Genomic DNA, 19632 nt, shown 5'->3' with positions numbered 1-19632 from the left:
CTGTCGTTTCGACCCTGACGCCTTAGCCTCAGTGCCGTTACGGGGTGCGAATATTACTGACATCCCCCCACCTCGTCAAACACTTTTTCAAATAAAATACCTAACCGCTCACAAAGCATCCATTCTCGCGTTTTTTTAAGCAATTTGCTTTTAATATCTTAACGCCAGTGCGCCAGCGTAGCGAGTTTTCGTAGATGGAAAAAGTAAGCCAATTAGGCAACATGAATGTTGATGTGGAGTCTTAGTTAGCTTGATGAAAAGTACAAGAAAAGAGAGTAAATGACAGTTTCCAATAATTGCTAGATTATTAGCCCCGTTTTGTGAAACAATATAGGGCACTTGTTGACCACCCAACCATATAAGAATCGTACAAGACTATGACCGCTCATCTTATTGACGGCAAATTAATTGCCAAACAAGTTCGCCAACACGTAACCTCCTATGTTGAATCGCTTACACAAGCGGGTAAAAGACAGCCCGGTCTTGCCGTAGTTTTAGTAGGCAGTGACGCCGCCTCGCAAGTTTATGTATCAAACAAACGAAAAGCATGCGACGAAGTAGGTTTTGTATCCCGTTCGTTCGATCTGCCGTCAGACACTACGGAAGAAACATTGCTTAATTTAGTTGACCAACTAAATGAAGATAAAGAGATTGACGGCATATTAGTGCAACTACCTCTTCCTGCAGGTTTAAATGCAGAAAAGGTGCTAGAGCGCATTCATCCACATAAAGACGTTGACGGATTCCACCCGTATAATATTGGTCGCCTAGCACAGCGTATTCCAGCGCTACGCCCTTGCACGCCAAAAGGCATTATGACCATGATCGAGTCTACCAAGCGTCCAGTTAAGGGCTTGGACGCGGTTATTGTTGGAGCATCAAATATTGTGGGTCGCCCAATGAGCTTAGAGCTATTATTGGCAGGCTGTACGGTAACCACCTGCCACAAGTTCACCCAAGATTTAAAAAGCCACGTTCAACGCGCTGATTTACTCGTGGTTGCTGTCGGCAAACCGAACTTCATACCAGGCGACTGGGTAAAAGAGGGCGCGATTGTGATTGATGTGGGCATTAATCGCGTAAACGACGGTTCATTAGTGGGCGATGTAGATTTCGAAAAAGCAAAAGAACGTGCTGGTTGGATTACCCCCGTACCCGGTGGTGTTGGGCCAATGACTGTGGCGAGTTTGATAGAAAACACACTTGAAGCCTACGTGAAATACCACTCTTAAAGCGCTCGCACTAAATGTGATTTTTTTAAGGCAGAAAGTAAATTTCTGCCTTTTTGCTTTATACTCTCTTCTCTTTAAATACAGACCTAAATTGAATAACTTCTTTATGGCGGAACCAACCTCTTCGTTGTGCGAAAAGCACGTCATCGACGCTACCCTTAAGTGGGTTGACGATATTGTGATAAAACACAACTTTTGCCCCTTTGCGCGTTATGTAAGAACGCCCAACCAAATTCGTTGTGTAGTCATTGCTGGCGATGCGGGAGATATCATTCAATCCCTATTTGATGAATTACGGCATTTAGAAGAAAGTGAAAGTACTGCCACAACGTTAATTGCGCTTACCCACTCAACTATTGCTGATTTTGACGAATACCTTGATGTACTAGCCATTGCCGATAGTATGCTTCACGATTGGGGATATAGTGGCACTTACCAACTGGCTAGCTTTCATCCAAATTATGTGTTCGACGGTAGCGACAAAAACGATGCTGAAAACTATACTAATCGCTCTCCCTACCCACTTCTGCACTTAATTCGCGAAGCTGACATCACACGATATATGAAAAAAGAAGAGGATGCAGAGAAGATATTTAGCCATAACATCGAAAAGGCTCAGGCACTTGGATGCCCTTATTTCGAAAACGTGTTAGCAGAGATGAAAAAGAAAAGCCTACCTCATAAAACCCGTTAGTTAATTTAGCACGCTGTGTGGAAGGCTATTTATAGCGCGATCTCAGACGGTAAACTAAATACGAGCTTTGGCAGGCCAAAGAATTGGATTACTCCAGGGAAACCAAAGCTAGACGTAGTCTTTTCGACAAAAACATCTTTGCTTGGTCCAAGCGTTAACTTGAAGCATTAGAGTACATGCCAATTATGAGGGATATATGACAATTCAACTCACATTTAATGACAATAGGGATACCGCGTGAGCACTACTAGTTCCTTTGAAGTGTCGAGCATTGCGACTATTGAAACGCCTTTTAAGCAAAAGTTTGCTGTACCAAGACAGCCCAATCTAGCCAGAGCAAAAGGCACCATTACCTTCAACGAAGGTTTTAATGATATCAATATGCTAAAAGGTATCGAAAGCTACAGTCACTTGTGGCTTTTATTCGTGTTCCATCAAAACATAGAACGTGGTTGGAAAAGCGCGGTAAAAGCCCCCAGATTAGGGGGTAACGCTACCATAGGCGTTTTTGCAAGCCGAAGTACTCATAGACCAAATAGTATTGGCATGTCTGTCGTTGAAAACGAGGGTATAGCGATAGAAAAAGGCAAGGTTACGCTGAAAGTCACAGGGGTAGACTTAGTAAGTGGTACCCCACTCATTGATATTAAACCTTATATTTCCTACGCTGATAGTATTTCTGGAGCGAGAGACACCCTTGATGACATTAACCCCATCCCTCATCGAGACGTGTATTTCGCGCCAAATCTCTCGACAGCCCTTGCCAAAATTAAAGATCGCCATCGTGATTTTTGCTCTCTTGTGACCGCGGTACTTGCACAAGATCCTCGCCCTGCTTATAAACAGCAAAATGATAATGACGAAAAAACATACCGCGTTACGCTATACGATATCGACGTGGGTTTTAAGATAAAAGACGCGAATGTGTGGGTTACTGAACTCACTCCATTAGGATAAATACACGAATAGTGTTAACCGTCTGTGGCGAAATGGCTCACAGTTAATTAGAATACGCCCAAACGTGTGTCGCCTTGTCTCTCCCTAAGTGGTTTTTTGATAGGCCTTCACACTTATGCTCATAAATACACTTATAACAGGATACCTGCTTTACATGCGCACTAGTCAATATTTGCTTGCCACGCAGAAAGAAACACCTGCAGATGCAGAGGTTATCAGCCACCAGCTAATGCTAAGAGCTGGCATGATCAGAAAGCTTGCCTCGGGTCTATATACGTGGTTGCCTTCAGGCCTTCGTGTCCTTAATAAAGTCGCTAACATTGTTCGCGAGGAAATGAACAAAGCAGGCGCGATTGAAGTGCTTATGCCAGTTGTACAGCCTGCTGACCTGTGGGAAGAATCTGGACGCTGGGAAGAATATGGCCCTGAACTGCTTCGCATTAAAGACCGCCACCAGCGTGACTTCGTGTTAGGCCCGACGCACGAAGAAGTGATTACTGCGCTTGTGCGCAACGAAATTAGCAGCTACAAGCAGCTTCCGCTTAATCTATACCAAATTCAAACAAAATTCCGCGACGAAGTGCGCCCCCGTTTCGGCATTATGCGTGGCCGTGAATTTACTATGAAGGATGCCTATAGCTTCCATTTAGAAGACAGCTGCTTAGAAGAAACTTATCAGAAAATGTACGACGCCTATTGCGCCATTTTCTCGCGTATGGGCCTAGACTTCAGAGCGGTGATTGCAGATTCAGGTTCAATTGGTGGTAACCACTCTCACGAGTTCCACGTGCTTGCAGCATCAGGCGAGGACGATATTGCGTTCTCAAGCGACAGTGACTACGCAGCAAATGTTGAAATGGCACAGGCCATGGCACCAGAAAAAGCAACGCCTTCTGGCGTGGCTGTTGAAACAAAAGATGCCAAGGGTAAAGATTTCAACGCTATTTTAAAAAGCGTTGAAGCAGATGTAACAAAAGCCGTTAAAGTTATTTTGGTTAAAGCCGCTAATGAACTTAACGACAAAGGTGAGGAAATTAATTCTGATAAGTGGGTAGCATTGGTGCTACGTGCTGACCATGAGTTAAATGATGTTAAAGCAGAAAAGTTAGACGGTGTTGCTACACCGCTTGTTGAAGCCTCTTTCGAACAGGCAAAAGATGTTCTTGGCGTTTCTCCGCTGTTTGCTAATGCAAATGACTTACCGGTTCCAGTTTACGTTGATGCAAGTGCAGCCGCTCTTGCGGATTTCACTACAGGAGCTGGCGTTGGCGGTAAAGTGAACGTTAACGCTAACTGGTCAGAAGATTTAACCGGTGTTGATATTCGTAACGTGGTAGCGGGTGATGCGTCTCCAGATGGAAAAGGCACTCTTGATATTAAACGAGGCATTGAAGTAGGCCATATCTTCCAGCTGGGCCAAAAATATTCAGAAGCCATGAACTGTGGCGTGCTAAGCGAGTCAGGTAAACACCAAACGCTTACTATGGGCTGTTACGGCATCGGTGTATCACGCATAGTAGCGGCTGCGATTGAGCAAAACCACGATAAATTTGGCATAAAGTGGCCAGATCCTATCGCACCGTTTAAAATTGCATTAATACCAATGAATATGCATAAGTCTCATCGCATCAAAGAAGCAGCCGAAGCCCTTTACCAAGAGCTTATCTCGCTAGGTGTGGAAGTACTGTTTGACGACAGGAAGGAGCGCCCGGGTGTTATGTTTAATGACATGGAATTAATTGGTATACCTCACAGTATTGTTATCGGTGAGAGAAACCTAGATAATCAACAGGTTGAGTATAAAAATAGACGTACTGGCGAGAAGCAGTTATTAGATCTCAGCGCAGCAAAGGACTTTGTAGCCGCACTCTAAAATCTGAGCTTGCCCCAAAAGTAAAGAAAAGAGGGCGTATGCGGTTAACATTCTATGGCGTAAGAGGGTCTATACCCACACCGGGAGCAGCTTTCGTTCGCTATGGCGGTAACACAGCATGCGTTCACATTGAGCTTGAGGACGGTACAGATATCGTCCTCGACTCAGGTACTGGTATTCGCCTCCTTGGCGAGCACTTAGCGAAAAAGAACACCCCTATCTTTTGCTGAGCCATAATCATTGGGACCACATACAAGGTTTCCCCTTCTTTCCTCCCATATATCAAGCCGAACGTGAAATAAATATCTATCCAGGGCAAACACTGTTTAATGAACCGGACCAAATTTTAAAACAAATGGAAGGATCGTTATTTCCCGTACCAAGAAGTGCGCTCAGAGCAAACATCTCGCTTATTGAAATACCGAAAGCGGACAGTACCTTTGTAATAGGAAGCGCAAAAATCACGCGACTTGCAATGAATCATCCGGGAAGCGGCAGCGCCTATTGCATAAACGCTGACGGTGTGAAGGTTGCTTATATTACAGATAATGAGCTTTACCCTCCTTATAAGAAAGAAACCGACTTTATTGATTTTGCTAAATTTGCCGAGAATGCAGACTTACTTATCCACGATGCACAGTATATGCTGTCTGATATGCCTGCTAAAAACGGATGGGGCCACTCTGTGGCTGAAGAGGCGGTTAAACTTGCTATGGCGTCCAATGCAAAAAAATTAGCACTATACAGTCATGATCCAGAACGCACAGATGACGATATAGATGATGTTGTAAGACATTGTAATGAATATGTCACAGTAGCAGAGTCTACTTTACACGTATTTGCATCTTCCGAAGGCCTTACACTGGACTTCAGTTAAGCATAACAATAACCCCATGTTACGGAGAATTAAAGGTGTCTGTGTTAAAGCCTTTTGTATTTTTGGCAGCGTTTGCTGCTAGCACGAGTGTATTCGCTCAAGAATCACAAGAAGTGATAAATAAGCAAGCTTCATCTGTCGACAACAATGAACAAGTTGACACTGTTGAAAATGAAGACCCCAAAGCATCGCAGGATGAAAGCGGCATTGAGGTCATTGACATAATAAAACGTGATACGACCACAGAAAGTGCGCTAGATAACCGCTTAGAAGGTGATAAAGAAGCGCTAGACAATGTTTTTGCCATTACCCAGCATAGACAAAACTATTTACTTCCTATCACTTATGTTTCTAACCCTAATACGTTCGGCAGTGAAGAACTAACAGAAGAAAATGTAGATAATAGAGAGGCTAAGTTCCAAGTAAGCGCGAAACTTCCTCTTTATCTAGAAGATACAGGGTTCGACGGGGTGTACTTTGGCTTTACGTTGACATCATTTTGGCAGCTATATAATAACGAAGCTTCTAAGCCCTTCCGAGAAACGAATTACGAACCGGAAGTCTTTTGGCAGGAAACCGCTGATTATTCCGTATTGGGATATAAATTTAATACCTTCCAAGTAGGTTTTAATCATATGTCAAACGGTCAGAGTGGGCTGCGTTCTCGTAGCTGGAACCGCTTGTTTGCCTCTATTGTATTCAGTGATAACGACGATATTTATTACCTAAAAACCTGGTATCGCATTCCTGAAGACGAAAAAGAAGACCCATTAGATCCTACCGGCGATGATAACCCTGATATAGAGGATTATTACGGCCGTATGGAGTTTGGATATGGGAGAAAAATTGGTGCTTTCAAAGTGCTTGCCCTATTGAGAAACAACCTGGACTTCGATGAAAACCGAGGCAGCATTCAGCTAGACTTCACCTACCCGATTTCAGACCGCTACGAAGTGCTTCTTCAATACTTTAACGGGTACGGCGACTCGCTTATTGACTATAACCGCTCACAAGAGCGCATTGGTATCGGGTTCCAGTTGCTCTTCTTGTAAAACAACTTAGCATGTTTGAAACAAAATGCGCGCTACAAACGATTCAGTTCTTTATCATACCGTTTGAGCGTGCTTTTTATTTTTCGGTTAATACTTATTGCAGTTAATCAATCACGCCGGCTGCGCGATAAAGTTGAATATGCACATCGACCAGTGCAGCAATATCTCTTTGGTAACCCCCGCCAATCACTGCTGCTATTGGAACACCTAAACGTTCAGCCAACGCAAATACCTGCTTATCTCTTTCATAAACGCCTTGGGTAGAAATATGTAGATGCCCTAAGTCGTCATTTACGTGCACATCGACACCTGCATCATAGATGATGGCGTCTGGCTGAAATTGCCGTAAAGCTAATGTCAGCGCTTGTTCAAGCGTAGTTAAATATTCATCGTCTTCGGTGCCTTTAGCAAGACCAATATCAATATCTGAATGCTGCTTCCTATGCGGAAAGTTTTTTTCTCCGTGAATAGATAAGGTAAAAATATCTGAATCATTCTCAGCAAGCTTTGCCGTACCGTCGCCTTGATGTACATCTAAATCAACAATAAGCACATTATCGATAGATGAGTTTTTCTGCATAGTTTTAGCGGCAAGGTATAAATCATTGAATAAGCAAAAACCAGAGCCGAAATCTGCAAAGGCATGGTGATACCCCCCTGTAAGGTTGAGGGCTTTACCGGTCTCGAGAGCTAATGACGCAGTTAAACAGGTACCAGCAACCGCCGTGCGTGTTCGTTCGATAAGCTGCTTCGACCAAGGGAACCCAATACGCCGCATGGCGTTTTTATCTAAGGAACCTGCGGTGAGCGCTTTAACATATATTGGATCATAGAAGGAACTGAGCGCCTCATCGCTGATAGGCTCAGGCTTAATAAATCGCTCAGCACTCACACCCCGGTTTATGAGCGCATCACGAATACCCACATATTTTTCTATTGGAAAACGATGGCGTTCGGGAAGGTCTAGCTGGCTATAAATCGGGTGAAATACAAGTGGTGTTGTCATTAGAATCAGCGCAATTTCTCGAAAACAAGCGCACAACGCGCGATGAAAAAAGGAGCAAAACGCTCCTTTTAGTTATCGATTCATACTGACAAATAGGGACTAGCGGGTCAAACTATTCACCACTTTTTCCACGTTATCTGACATACTTTTCATGGAGCGAGACATATCGTCACGCTGTGCCAACTGGTGATATTTCTCTGACGACGTAACCACATTGCTAATAATTGCCTCAACCTGATGCAGCACCGCTTCTTGTTCATCAGCAGCATCATTTAGGGCAACAACAACGCTCGCAGTTTCCTTAATATCTCTCACCACGTTGTTAAGCGTCTCAAGTGCGGCTGCCGCTTCAGCAGCATTAGTATCGGATAGCTGTTTACCTGACGACATGGCTGACACAGCACCTTTTGCCTCAGCCTCAAAGCTGCTCAATATATCGTTAATTTCTTTCGTCGACTGTTGTGTTTTAGCCGCCAGTGCGCGAACCTCGTCTGCAACTACTGCAAAGCCTCGACCGTGCTCCCCTGCCCTAGCAGCTTCTATTGCTGCGTTAAGCGCAAGCAGGTTCGTTTGATCTGCAATCTCGTTGATCACATTTACTACTTTCAAAATATTCGTGCTGCGCGTTTGAAGGTCTAATACGATATTACTCGACTCTGTCACCGTTTTAGCTAGCTGTTTAAAGCCCGCGTTTGCACTTTCAAAGGTGGCATAACAGCTTGCCACATTTTTTTCTGAGTTATTCGTCGCTACCGCCACTTGGTCAGTAATTGCTACCAAGTTTTGCACAATTTCTCTAAGCTTATCCGTACTGTTATCAAGGGATCGGGATGCATCTCGCTGGCCATTCGCCCCTTCCATGATTGATTGACTAACATTGCCTAAAGTTCCGAACGCTTTTTCCATTTCTATCTCAGCTTGCTGCAATTGCGCCACCGAGTCTTTTAGCTTGAACTGTAATGCGCGAGCTGAATCTGCGAGCATCCCGAGTTCATGTTCACTTGAATACGTTAAACTGTAATCGTAACGACTGTTAGCGAGGTTTGATATGCACGCAGCGACCTGTTTTGTAGGCTTAATAACTTGAGAGCGCAGTCGAGCAATCACATACACCATAGAAAGTACAGACAGTACAATGGCGGCCAATAAAATCATCCAGAGCATAGTGCGAGTATTTGATTTAAGCTCAGCAATGGCATTTGCTGAATCTGTTGCAATATCTGACGCTATGGCGGTTAAAAGTTCAGCGGGCTCACGATCAATCCCCCGCACGTAACTATCTCCCACTTTTGGGTCAAACCCTGAATTGACAAAAGCGTCATAACCCTCTCGGTATTTTTGTCCCATGACTGAGTGAGCTTGCTGAAATTTGCGTATGTCGGATTTAACAGCATCACTAATGACACCGTTTGCTAGCATTATGTCAAACTGGCGGGTGATCTCAGCTTCCCGTTGTTTGAAGCGATCCCAGTACTTTTCTCTGTCACTTTGCTTGTAGCCACGAAGCAATACGTTTTTCCACTCTTGCACCTGAGTTTTAAATGTACTAAGCGTAGTATTTACGTCTCGTTCTGACTGAACAAGGGTGTTCTCCAGCTCGTCAAAAGAGTTAAGCAGTGAAAACGACTTATAGATGGACGCGCCGTTTAGCAGGACAAGAATGAGAAAGCTGGCGAGGACGGGCGTCATCACCAAACGGCTGATGCTTGTGTAGTTGAACACGGCTTAACCTTTAGTATGAATTAGAAGAAGGACGTCGGCATTAAATGATATTTTTGTGACATTTAAGTGAAATACTAGGTATAACAAAAAATACTTTTATATTTATCTTTATACTAAATGTAACTCAGCGTTTTACAGGCAATAAAAAAGAGCCCGGAGGCTCTTTTAGTATAGTAGCTGAGAATAGCTAGCTAAAAATAGGCAGTAAACTTCGACCTATTCCCACTCAATCGTAGCTGGTGGCTTACCTGATATATCGTAAACCACACGGCTGATACCGTCGATTTCGTTAATAATCCGGTTCGACACTTTACCTAAGAAATCATATGGAAGGTGTGCCCAATGCGCTGTCATAAAGTCGATGGTTTCTACAGCACGTAAACTTACTACCCAGTCGTATTTACGGGCATCACCCATTACGCCTACCGAGCGCACTGGAAGGAATACGGTAAACGCTTGGCTAACTTTTTGATACAAATCAGCCGCGTATAGTTCTTCGATAAAGATTGCATCAGCACGACGCAGTAAATCGCAATACTCTTTCTTTATTTCACCAAGTACACGTACGCCTAAGCCTGGGCCAGGGAAAGGGTGACGGTAAAGCATGTCGTATGGTAAGCCTAGCTCAAGGCCGATTTTGCGAACTTCGTCTTTGAATAGTTCACGCAGTGGTTCAACAAGGCCAAGTTCCATATCTTCTGGAAGTCCGCCCACGTTGTGGTGCGACTTAATCACGTGTGCTTTACCCGTGGCAGAGCCCGCTGACTCAATCACATCTGGGTATATAGTCCCCTGCGCTAACCATTTTGCATTTTCAAGCTTGCCCGCTTCTTCATCGAATACACGAACAAACTCATTGCCGATAGCTTTGCGCTTAAGCTCAGGATCTTCAATACCTTTAAGGCGCTCAAGGAAGCGTTCTTCAGCATCGACACGGATAATGTTTAGCCCAAAGTGGTCACCAAACATTTCCATAACTTGATCGGCTTCGTTTAAACGAAGCAAACCATTATCAACAAACACACAGGTCAGGTTTTTGCCAATAGCACGGTGAAGCAACATCGCGGTTACTGATGAATCAACACCACCAGATAGCCCTAAAATGACTCTCTCATCGCCTACCTTTTCTTTAATGCGCTCAATGGCGTCATCAATAATAGCGTCAGCAGTCCAAAGCTTCTCGCATTTACAGATGTCCATAACGAACTGGGTAAGCAATCGCATGCCTTGGCGAGTGTGCGTTACCTCAGGATGAAACTGTACCCCGTAGAATTGTTTTTCAGCGTTATACATAGCTGCATGCGGGCAAGATGCTGTTTGCGCGATGGTTTCAAAACCTTCAGGAATCGCCGCTACCTTATCACCGTGACTCATCCATACATCTAAAAGTGCTGCGCCATTATCACCAATAGCATCTTCAATTTTATCTAGCAGCGGGCTTGGCTTTATTACTTCAACCTGTGCATAACCAAACTCACGTTTGTCTGAACCTAGTACACCACCACCTAATTGCTGTGCCATGGTTTGCATGCCATAGCACACACCTAGCACGGGTACGCCTGCTTCAAATACGTACTCAGGCGCGCGTGGTGAGCCTTCTTCGGTTACCGACTCAGGGCCGCCTGACAGAATAATACCCTGCGGGTTGAATTCGCGGATTTGTTCTTCGGTCACATCCCAAGCCCAAAGCTCACAGTAAACACCGATTTCGCGAACACGACGCGCTATCAACTGCGTGTATTGCGAGCCAAAATCCAAAATAAGTATGCGTTGGTCGTGGATATTTGTGGTCATGTTTTATTTTTACCCGTTAAATAAAAGAACAAAGGCTGGTGTAAAAACCAGCCTCGCAGTCGTCGGTCGCCTTAACCTAAGCGGTAGTTTGGCGCTTCTTTAGTGATACTCACATCGTGAACGTGGCTCTCGCCCATACCGGCAGAGGTCACACGCACAAACTGTGCTTTAGTATTGAGTTCTTCAATTGTAGCACAGCCGGTTAAACCCATGGCTGAACGCAAGCCGCCCATTTGCTGGTGAATAATGTTTGCAATTGGACCTTTGTACGCTACGCGACCTTCAATACCTTCTGGTACCAATTTTTCTGCGTTATCAGACTCTTGGAAATAACGATCTGACGACCCGTGGCTTTGATCCATAGCGCCCAGTGAACCCATTCCGCGATAGGATTTGTAATAACGACCTTGGAAAAGCTCTACTTCACCGGGTGCTTCTTCAGTACCAGCCAGCATGCTCCCAACCATTACGCAGCTTGCGCCAGCCGCTAATGCTTTGGCAATATCACCAGAAAAGCGAATTCCGCCGTCAGCGATAACCGGGATATCAGTGCCTTTTAGCGCTTCAACCGCATCAGATACCGCGGTAATTTGAGGTACACCACAACCAGTAACGATACGGGTTGTACAAATTGACCCTGGGCCAATACCAACTTTAACCGCGTCTACGCCTGCGTCGGCCAGTGCTTTTGCACCGTCGCCCGTTGCAACGTTACCTGCGATTATTTGAACTTCAGGATAGTCAGCGCGTACTTTCTTAACGCGGTCAATAACGCCCTGAGAGTGGCCGTGAGAGGTGTCAATAAGCAATACATCAGCACCGGCTTCAACCAATAGCGCAATGCGCTCGTCAGTACCTGGGCCAACACTTACTGCTGCACCTACGCGAAGGCGGCCCAGCGAGTCTTTACATGCATTCGGTTTATTTTCTGCTTTTTGGAAATCTTTAACTGTGATCAAACCGGTTAGCTTAAACGCGTCGTCAACCACGAGTATTTTCTCAATGCGGTGCTCGTGCATAAGGTCTAGCACAACGTCAGAGCTTGCGCCTTCTTTAACGGTAACCAGATCATCCTTACCAGTCATTACGTTACTAATAGGAAGGTTTAAACGTTTTTCAAAACGAAGGTCGCGACCAGTCACAATACCAATTAAGTTATTGTCTTTGTCTGTTACTGGGAAGCCAGAGTAACCAAGACGCTTAGATAGCGCGATAACTTCACCGATAGTTGCGTTCTCTTCTACCGTTACAGGGTCAGATACCACGCCGCTTTCGTATTTTTTAACTTCACGTACGTGCTTAGCTTGCTCTTCAGGTTTCATATTCTTGTGAATGAAACCAATACCACCCTCTTGAGCCAGCGCAATAGCGAGTCGGGCTTCGGAAACCGTGTCCATGGCAGCAGACACCATTGGAATATTCAGCGTTACACCGCGCGTTAGACGGGTCTGTAAATTTGCAGTATGGGGAAGGACGGTCGAGTGGCCGGGAACCAGCAACACATCGTCAAACGTCAGGGCTTCTTGGATGATACGTAGCATGCAACAACACCTATTCAGTTGAGGGTTAATTGCGGCGCAATTGTAGTGTTTTTTGTTTTTCAGGTAAACTCTAAATGTATTAAACCCTGTGATTTTTTTTATGTTTACAAATTCGCCATCTACATCTCGACAAATTTTAACAGTTACCAAGCTAAATCGCTTAGCCAGAACCGTGCTTGAGGGCGAGATTGGTCTTATTTGGCTGTCGGCCGAAATTTCTAACTTTGTTGCGGCGGCATCAGGACACTGGTACTTCACGCTCAAAGATAATAAAGCTCAAGTTCGAGCCGCAATGTTTAAAGGGGCTAATCGCAACGTGCGTATTCGCCCTAAAGAAGGCGATAAAATACTCGTGCGCGCGTCTGTGGGGCTTTACGAAGCGCGCGGCGACTATCAACTGGTCGTTGAGCATATGGAAAGCGACGGCGAAGGTGCACTCAAGCAAGCGTTTGAAGCGTTGAAGTTCAAACTTAACAACGAAGGTTTATTTGATACTTCAAATAAGCGCTCTTTACCTGACCGTATCAACCGCATTGGTGTAATTACTTCATCAAGCGGTGCAGCACTTCACGATGTGCTAAGTGTGTTAAAGCGCCGTAGTCCACAAACTGAAGTCATTGTCTATCCGTCAATGGTGCAAGGAGAAACTGCACCGCTTCAATTGATTAATGCATTGCGCACGGCAAACAGACGTGCAGAAGTAGACGTGCTACTACTCACTCGGGGAGGCGGGTCGTTAGAAGACCTGTGGTGTTTTAACGATGAAGGTTTAGCCCGAGAAGTCGCGGCAAGCAATCTTCCCATAGTGAGCGCTGTGGGTCATGAAGTAGATTTCACCATAAGCGATTTCGTGGCTGATTTACGCGCCCCTACTCCATCCGCTGCTGCCGAAATCTTAAGCCAGGATTCAACTGCCCTTTATCAAACGTTAAATCAGCAAAAACAGCGCTTAGCACGTGCCATTAATCAGTATTTGCAGGCAAGTAAGCAGCAACTAACGCTTAAGAAGCAGCGTTTAAATGCTTTGCACCCGCAAAGCCGTATTCAGTCTCAGTGGCAAACCTTAGACAGGCTACAGCTTCGTTTAGCCCATAAAATGCAAAGTGACCTAGCTAAGGCCGAAAAGCAACTTCACGCGCTTGAATACAGGCTAAACCAGCAATCTCCATCGGCAAAGGTAGCCCGAGCCAAAGACAAACTTGAGTATGCCAGTAATAAGCTTACCTCTAGTATGAGCGCGCTTATTAAGGGTAAGAAAAATGAACTTGGAGGAAAGGTCAGCCTCTTACAATCCGTGAGCCCGCTATCAACTCTAGCGAGGGGGTACAGCATTACACTTAACGACAAAACTGCTATTAACAGCGTGGATAAAGTGAATATTGGCGATGAGATAAAATCACGAGTGACGGACGGTGAAATAATCAGTAAAGTGACAGACATTCAGCGCCAATAGGTAGCCTTTAGTATTATGCCCGTTTATGTAACAGCGATTTCATTTTCTAGTTTGTGCCAGCGGGCTCATGCATTTTTTGGCGAGTTTTTAAAATTCTTAGCGCCAACGTCTTTGTTTTTCTTGTGCTTTTTTATCCCTTCGATGCTGTCTAGCGTTGCCCATGCCTACGCGGTCAATCAAAGTGTGTCGGTCTTTTCTACTTACCCAAGCGAAGCCTTGCTCAAGTCCTGTCATTCACAACAAAAATTTTCCCACTCACCGCCAATTGATAAAGACAATACTAACCTGTGCTTCGAAGATGTAATTTCGCCCGACAGCTTCATTAATGTGCTCAGCGAGTCTGGCGAATTTAATAACTTACTCCCCTATGGCGAAGGGAACGACTATGAGTTACTTATTGCCAATGTGGGCGCCGCAATACACGAGCACCAGCAATACGCAAGGCAATTCGCTGAATTCACGCTGCAATGGCGAGGTATAGAAATAGATTCTTCACTGTTTGATTCTGGCGTTGAGACACGCGTTGACGATAACAAAGAAAATGCTGATATCGGAAAAGAAACTAAGCGCTTGGTATCTCGCTGGCTTCAACACGTTAGGCAAACTGGGTTATTTACCAGTAAATACTTATTTAATGCGTTAGAAGCAAGCAATTATGATGTGGCACTGCAGGTGCCTGACACGGTTGGCGAATTCAAAAAACTAGACACCCAGCTTTTTCCTGACCCCTTTAGCGGTGCAATCACTCGCTACACCCATCCGGATTATGAGGACGCCTTAGTTGATGTCACTGTGTACCCCTTTATTGGTCAGCTATCTATCACAGAAAATGAGTTATTGCCGAAACAATTAGAAAGCGACTTACAGAGAGCCCGCGCAACCGCAGAGCGACAAAAGCTAACCTTAGCTCAAGTTAGCCCAGCGTCACCTTATGCGGTAAATAGCCAATTGGTCGGGTGGAAATTAGGCTTAAGCGCCGCCTCAGATAACTTGCCGACAATTTACGCCACCACCTATGTATTCAGACAGCAGGATAAAATCGTAAAAGTGTCTACAACCTTTCCGCCTGACTTTTCAGATAACATCGTCAATCAGCTGATTGCTAAGATTCAGGTACCTCAAGAGTCTGTAATGATGAAAAAGGTTCGCGCTATGCTGTTAGATACTCAGCGCTAAGCTTTTTTAGCGGAAAGTCGCTTTGCTAACGCCCCTCTTAATTTTGACTTACTCTCTACCTCGCTGCTTAGGATATAGACTTTTTGCTGTTCTTTAGATTTGTATCTATCAAACCAGTTGTACATCTGATTTTTTTGAAGTGGTGTGGCGACATCAAACAATTTTTCTACTGACACGGTTACTCCCAAACGCTGTTAGTCACTGGCAAAACTAAAGACGTTTGCAAAAATAGCTCCACAACCTCTTACCGTTATTGCCCTACGAATTTAAAGGGGCTCAATGACAAAAAAGAGAGTTACTGATAAACGGCAGGTGTGGAAAAAAGGAAAAGAATACAATCTGAGTGTAATTATGACTCAGTTAATTACATTAATAAAAACAGTAAGTTAATTTAGTGAGACATATCTAGAAAAGTGCGACACACTGCGGACTTGAATCCACCTCGCTCAGCATTTCATCACCTGATACCTCAGCTTAAACTAGAGAAGAGCGCGGGAATAGGGCTGAAGATCTCATGGAAACAAAGCGCCACCTCAACTTAATCAGAAATAGCGCCTTAGTTTCAACCCGTTATTTTTTATCTTTATAATAAGACATCATGCGTCGGCGTTTGCGCTGCTGGGCCAAGGTTAAATTAGCCTTCTTACCTTCAAATGGGTTTGCACCCTCTCTGAATTCTATCTTAATTGGCGTGCCCATTATTTCGAGTGCTTTTCTAAAATAATTCATCAAAAAGCGTTTGTAAGAGCTTGGTAAATCGTCAACTTGGTTGCCATGAATTACAATCACAGGAGGGTTGTATCCGCCAGCGTGGGCGTACTTCATTTTCACTCGACGACCGCGCACAAGAGGAGGTTGATGGTCATCTTGCGCCATTTCCATAATCTGCGTCAGTAATGCGGTATTGATACGCTTAGTGGCGCTTGAGTAAGCCTCTTGAACTGATTCAAACAAATTGCCAACACCAGAGCCATGCAGTGCAGAAATAAAGTGAATACGGGCAAAGTCAATAAAGCCTAGACGACGATCCATCTCACGTTTGATATCGTCTTTTACATCCGTACTCAATCCATCCCATTTATTCACGGCTACCACCAGTGAACGGCCCGAATTAAGCACAAAGCCAAGTAGGCTTAAGTCTTGGTCAGTAATCCCTTCTCGGGCATCAATGACTAATAGAACCACATTGGCCTCTTCAATGGCCTGTAGGGTTTTTACAATTGAAAATTTCTCTACCGCTTCGCTAATTTTTCTGCGCTTTCTCACCCCTGCGGTATCGATGAGAATGTACTCTCTCTCGTCGCGCTCCATAGGAATATAAACGCTGTCTCGCGTCGTACCTGGCATGTCGTACACAACAACGCGCTCTTCACCGAGAATACGGTTTGTGAGCGTAGATTTACCCACGTTTGGCTTGCCTACTATAGCAAGCTTGATGGGAAGTTCTTGCAAGCGCTGACGCTGGGTTTCCGCATCTTCTTCTTCCTCTGGCTCTTCATCGATAATCTCCATGTCAGGAAAATCAACTTCCAGAGGTTTAAGCGCATCTTGTAATAGTTGGCTTATGCCGCGTCCATGTGCAGCTGCAATTTGCTTTATTGCACCTAATCCAAGTGAATAAAACTCAGCGCTCTCACTATCGCCATCAATGCCATCAACTTTGTTAGCTACAACAAATACCTTTTTATTTATGCGGCGAAGGTGGTCAGCTATGCCTTGGTCTGCTGGCAATAAACCCGCTCGCGCATCCACTAAAAAAAGTACAACATCGGCTTCTTCGATGGCTAAAAGTGACTGCTGGGCCATTTCAGCATCAATGCCCTCTTCATCGCCCGTAATACCGCCGGTATCCACTACGATAAACTGGCGCTTTTCAAATTTCGCTTGGCCATATTTACGGTCGCGAGTTAGGCCCGGGTAATCAGCAACGAGTGCATCGCGGGTATTTGTAAGGCGATTAAACAAGGTTGACTTGCCTACATTTGGGCGGCCAACCAAAGCAACAACGGGTAACATTTATCAGATCCTAAGGGTCATGAAAGCTAAAAAAAGCACAAGCCATGCACACCAAATATCACAAACTAGGTTTAAGAGAATGATTCTCCAACATGTGGTGTTTTAGATGAGGCTTTCGAGAATGGGCGCATTATACCTTGTTCACAACCTAATACCAATGCAGTTCTGGGAGACTTAACACATTGCCCTAACAAAATGAATTAGGTGATCGAAAGCTGTAAATATATTGGTGTAGACAATAAGAAAAGGCGTTTCGAATATTATCCGAAACGCCCCTATTTAACTTGGTTGTTAAGCAGTAATCTTTCTAATTCGGTATGCGTACCGACGCTACAACACCATTTCGCGTTACCGCAACTACACTGTCATCCACTTTAAGAGGCGCAGCAAAAATAGCGTCGTCTTCGTCATCGCCCCCCACATCTAAGCGAGCAACCACTTCACCGGTTTCTTGCTCAATCCAATGAAGGAAACCCCAGTTATCGCCAACCACAATGTGGTCACCGACAGGCGTAGCGGCCGTTAACGAACGTTTCTTAAGTAAGCCTTGAGACCATAGTTCTACACCATTGCGTCTGTCGAGGGCGTAAACGTTGGAGTTATTATCAACAACAAAAATTTTGTTCCCCTCGATAGTCAGATTGCGAAATGATGCATATTCACGTTTCCAAATAACGCGACCTGAACGAAGTTCGACTGCAGCTAGTGTACCGTTGTACGACACTGTAAAAATGGTGCCGCCAAACAATACTGGTGTGGTATCGATATCAACGATACGCTCTAGCTCTGTTGCACCAGAAGGTGTCGCTATTACGGTTTCCCATGCGAGCACACCTGTTTCGATAAGGTTCACCTGAATTTTTCCAGTCGGCGTTCCTACAATAGCACCACCGTTAGATGCGATGGGGCCTGAAATGCCGCGAAGGGTCAACGGAGGAGTGTCGCCTTCATGTCTCCAAAGCTGTTCGCCAGTGCGCGTGTTAAAACCGAAAAGGCTGCCTGCACCAGTGTTAACCACTAAAATGCCTTCATCGGCTGCTGGCGCTGCTAAGATTTCGCCAGGAACTGTGGCTTCCCAAACAAGCTCACCGCTTTCTGCGTCCATTGCCGCTACGTAACCATTTTCAGTGCCAATGAATACATGTCTGTCAGCAACAGCAATACCACCAATACGCGCAGTTTCTCCGCTGCGCCATAATTTGGTTACCGCACTCATCATGCCTTCAGAACGGAATTGAGCGAAGTCCTTTTGCCACAACACTTTGCCAGATTCTGGTTCCATCGCCACGACAACACCATGACGGTCTGCCGCGTAGAGTTTGTCATAAGCGTAAACCGGACGAAGACGCGAAAAGTAATGGTCAACACCGTCTCCAATATCACGATCCCAGACTACCTGTGGAGAGAACTTAGCTTCAATAGGCTTTAAACGGCGAATCTCTAATTCTTCGTCATCTGCAAACCAATCAGAAATGGTTGAACAGCCTGACATTGTGATAGACACCGCGAGTGCCATACCTATCGTGCGAGCAAATCGACCTTTACGGCCACACGTGTTGTGAAACAAATTGCGTACCTCTTTATTATTTACACCAGCCCAATGGGACTATCGCTTACTGAGCTGCAGATACCGAAAGGTTATCTAGCTTCATTTGTAAAAGCGGATTGTTGGCATTTTTTTCTAACGCATTTGAATAAGCTAATCGCGCATCGTCAAACTTGCCTTGTTTCTGATACACGTCGCCTTTTAGTTCAGAAACTTCTGCTGAAAATGCGTCGTTTGTTACATTGCTAAGCGTAGACAACGCCGCGTCCAGCTGGTTCATTTCAATTTGCACGCGAGCTAAACGAAGTGACGCAAGTACTTTTAATTCATCGTTTTCAGCAAAGGTAACAACGCTGTTTAAATGCGAAGCCGCTGCGTCTAAATCACCCGCATCTACCGCTTGCTTAGCCGCTAGTAGGCCCGCAATACTCGCATAGCCACTGTCTTTATTCTCTTCAATAAACGCATTCACTTTTGCATCGCTGCCTTCGGTGCCAAAAGTCTCGACGGCATTTTGATATGCAACAGATGCTGCTTCTTTGCTTTCTATTTGCGCATCTGAGTAATAACGCCAGCCCCAAAGACCGCCTAAACCTAGTGCAGCACCAACAATGATTGCAGTACCGTGTTCTTTCCAAAAGCGCTTGATCGCTTCTACTTGTTGTTCTTCTGTTGCGAACTGTTCCATAGTGT

General features: G+C 44.9%; 15 protein-coding genes and 1 pseudogene. 8 read left to right on the top strand and 8 right to left on the bottom strand.

Going from position 1 to position 19632, the window contains the following annotated elements:
- Window positions 1-377: 377 nt before the first annotated feature.
- From folD to GVO62_RS15515, 6 genes and pseudogenes are all read left to right on the top strand, one after another.
- Window positions 378-1232 carry a bifunctional methylenetetrahydrofolate dehydrogenase/methenyltetrahydrofolate cyclohydrolase FolD gene (gene folD, locus GVO62_RS15540; protein WP_105931664.1) on the top strand — a complete coding sequence of 285 codons (855 nt, stop codon included), beginning with the start codon at window positions 378-380 and terminating at the stop codon, window positions 1230-1232.
- A 106-nt stretch (window positions 1233-1338) separates the two neighbouring features.
- Window positions 1339-1926, top strand: a complete 588-nt coding sequence (locus tag GVO62_RS15535; protein WP_159120009.1) for a DUF1415 domain-containing protein — start codon at window positions 1339-1341, stop codon at window positions 1924-1926.
- 237 nt (window positions 1927-2163) lie between these two features.
- A complete protein-coding gene (gene tsaA / locus GVO62_RS15530) occupies window positions 2164-2883 on the top strand; it encodes a tRNA (N6-threonylcarbamoyladenosine(37)-N6)-methyltransferase TrmO (protein ID WP_159120008.1) in 720 nt (239 codons plus the stop codon).
- Window positions 2884-3037: 154 nt separating this feature from the next.
- Window positions 3038-4756 (top strand): proline--tRNA ligase, encoded by a 1719-nt coding sequence (locus GVO62_RS15525; protein ID WP_159120007.1) that lies wholly within the window; start codon window positions 3038-3040, stop codon window positions 4754-4756.
- A 38-nt stretch (window positions 4757-4794) separates the two neighbouring features.
- Window positions 4795-5633, top strand: a pseudogene (locus tag GVO62_RS15520) (MBL fold metallo-hydrolase).
- Between the two features lie 35 nt (window positions 5634-5668).
- Window positions 5669-6685, top strand: a complete 1017-nt coding sequence (locus tag GVO62_RS15515; protein WP_159120006.1) for a phospholipase A — start codon at window positions 5669-5671, stop codon at window positions 6683-6685.
- Between the two features lie 103 nt (window positions 6686-6788).
- Here GVO62_RS15515 and GVO62_RS15510 read toward each other — a convergent pair whose 3' ends face one another.
- The 4 genes from GVO62_RS15510 to guaB form a co-directional block, all read right to left on the bottom strand.
- The gene (locus GVO62_RS15510) at window positions 6789-7691 is read right to left on the bottom strand and encodes a histone deacetylase family protein (RefSeq protein WP_159120005.1); all 903 of its coding nucleotides are present in this window, start codon (window positions 7689-7691) and stop codon (window positions 6789-6791) included.
- 99 nt (window positions 7692-7790) lie between these two features.
- Window positions 7791-9413, bottom strand: a complete 1623-nt coding sequence (locus tag GVO62_RS15505) for a methyl-accepting chemotaxis protein (RefSeq protein WP_159120004.1) — start codon at window positions 9411-9413, stop codon at window positions 7791-7793.
- Between the two features lie 216 nt (window positions 9414-9629).
- Window positions 9630-11207 carry a glutamine-hydrolyzing GMP synthase gene (gene guaA / locus GVO62_RS15500; RefSeq protein ID WP_159120003.1) on the bottom strand — a complete coding sequence of 526 codons (1578 nt, stop codon included), beginning with the start codon at window positions 11205-11207 and terminating at the stop codon, window positions 9630-9632.
- 71 nt (window positions 11208-11278) lie between these two features.
- Complete coding sequence (gene guaB, locus GVO62_RS15495; protein WP_105931655.1) at window positions 11279-12748, bottom strand: IMP dehydrogenase; 1470 nt, start codon at window positions 12746-12748, stop codon at window positions 11279-11281.
- 100 nt (window positions 12749-12848) lie between these two features.
- Here guaB and xseA point away from each other — a divergent pair, with 100 nt between their 5' ends.
- Together xseA and GVO62_RS15485 are read left to right on the top strand one after the other, a co-directional pair.
- Complete coding sequence (xseA, locus tag GVO62_RS15490) at window positions 12849-14201, top strand: exodeoxyribonuclease VII large subunit (RefSeq protein WP_159120002.1); 1353 nt, start codon at window positions 12849-12851, stop codon at window positions 14199-14201.
- A 15-nt stretch (window positions 14202-14216) separates the two neighbouring features.
- Complete coding sequence (locus GVO62_RS15485) at window positions 14217-15377, top strand: hypothetical protein (protein WP_159120001.1); 1161 nt, start codon at window positions 14217-14219, stop codon at window positions 15375-15377.
- Here the strand turns inward: GVO62_RS15485 and GVO62_RS15480 are convergent.
- The 4 genes from GVO62_RS15480 to GVO62_RS15465 form a co-directional block, all read right to left on the bottom strand.
- Complete coding sequence (locus GVO62_RS15480) at window positions 15374-15553, bottom strand: exodeoxyribonuclease VII large subunit (RefSeq protein WP_159120000.1); 180 nt, start codon at window positions 15551-15553, stop codon at window positions 15374-15376. The genes GVO62_RS15485 and GVO62_RS15480 overlap by 4 nt on opposite strands.
- Window positions 15554-15947: 394 nt before the next feature.
- Window positions 15948-17393: a ribosome biogenesis GTPase Der gene (der, locus tag GVO62_RS15475; protein ID WP_105931650.1), complete on the bottom strand. Its 1446-nt coding sequence runs from the start codon at window positions 17391-17393 to the stop codon at window positions 15948-15950.
- Between the two features lie 307 nt (window positions 17394-17700).
- The gene (gene bamB, locus GVO62_RS15470; RefSeq protein ID WP_159119999.1) at window positions 17701-18960 is read right to left on the bottom strand and encodes an outer membrane protein assembly factor BamB; all 1260 of its coding nucleotides are present in this window, start codon (window positions 18958-18960) and stop codon (window positions 17701-17703) included.
- A gap of 46 nt (window positions 18961-19006) precedes the next feature.
- Window positions 19007-19627 carry a YfgM family protein gene (locus GVO62_RS15465; RefSeq protein ID WP_105931648.1) on the bottom strand — a complete coding sequence of 207 codons (621 nt, stop codon included), beginning with the start codon at window positions 19625-19627 and terminating at the stop codon, window positions 19007-19009.
- Between the last annotated feature and the right edge of the window lie 5 nt (window positions 19628-19632).

The organism is Alteromonas sp. KUL150, from assembly GCF_009811475.1.
In the GTDB taxonomy this organism is placed as follows: Bacteria; Pseudomonadota; Gammaproteobacteria; order Enterobacterales; family Alteromonadaceae; genus Alteromonas; species Alteromonas gracilis.
This window is presented reverse-complemented; position numbering and strand designations above follow the sequence as displayed.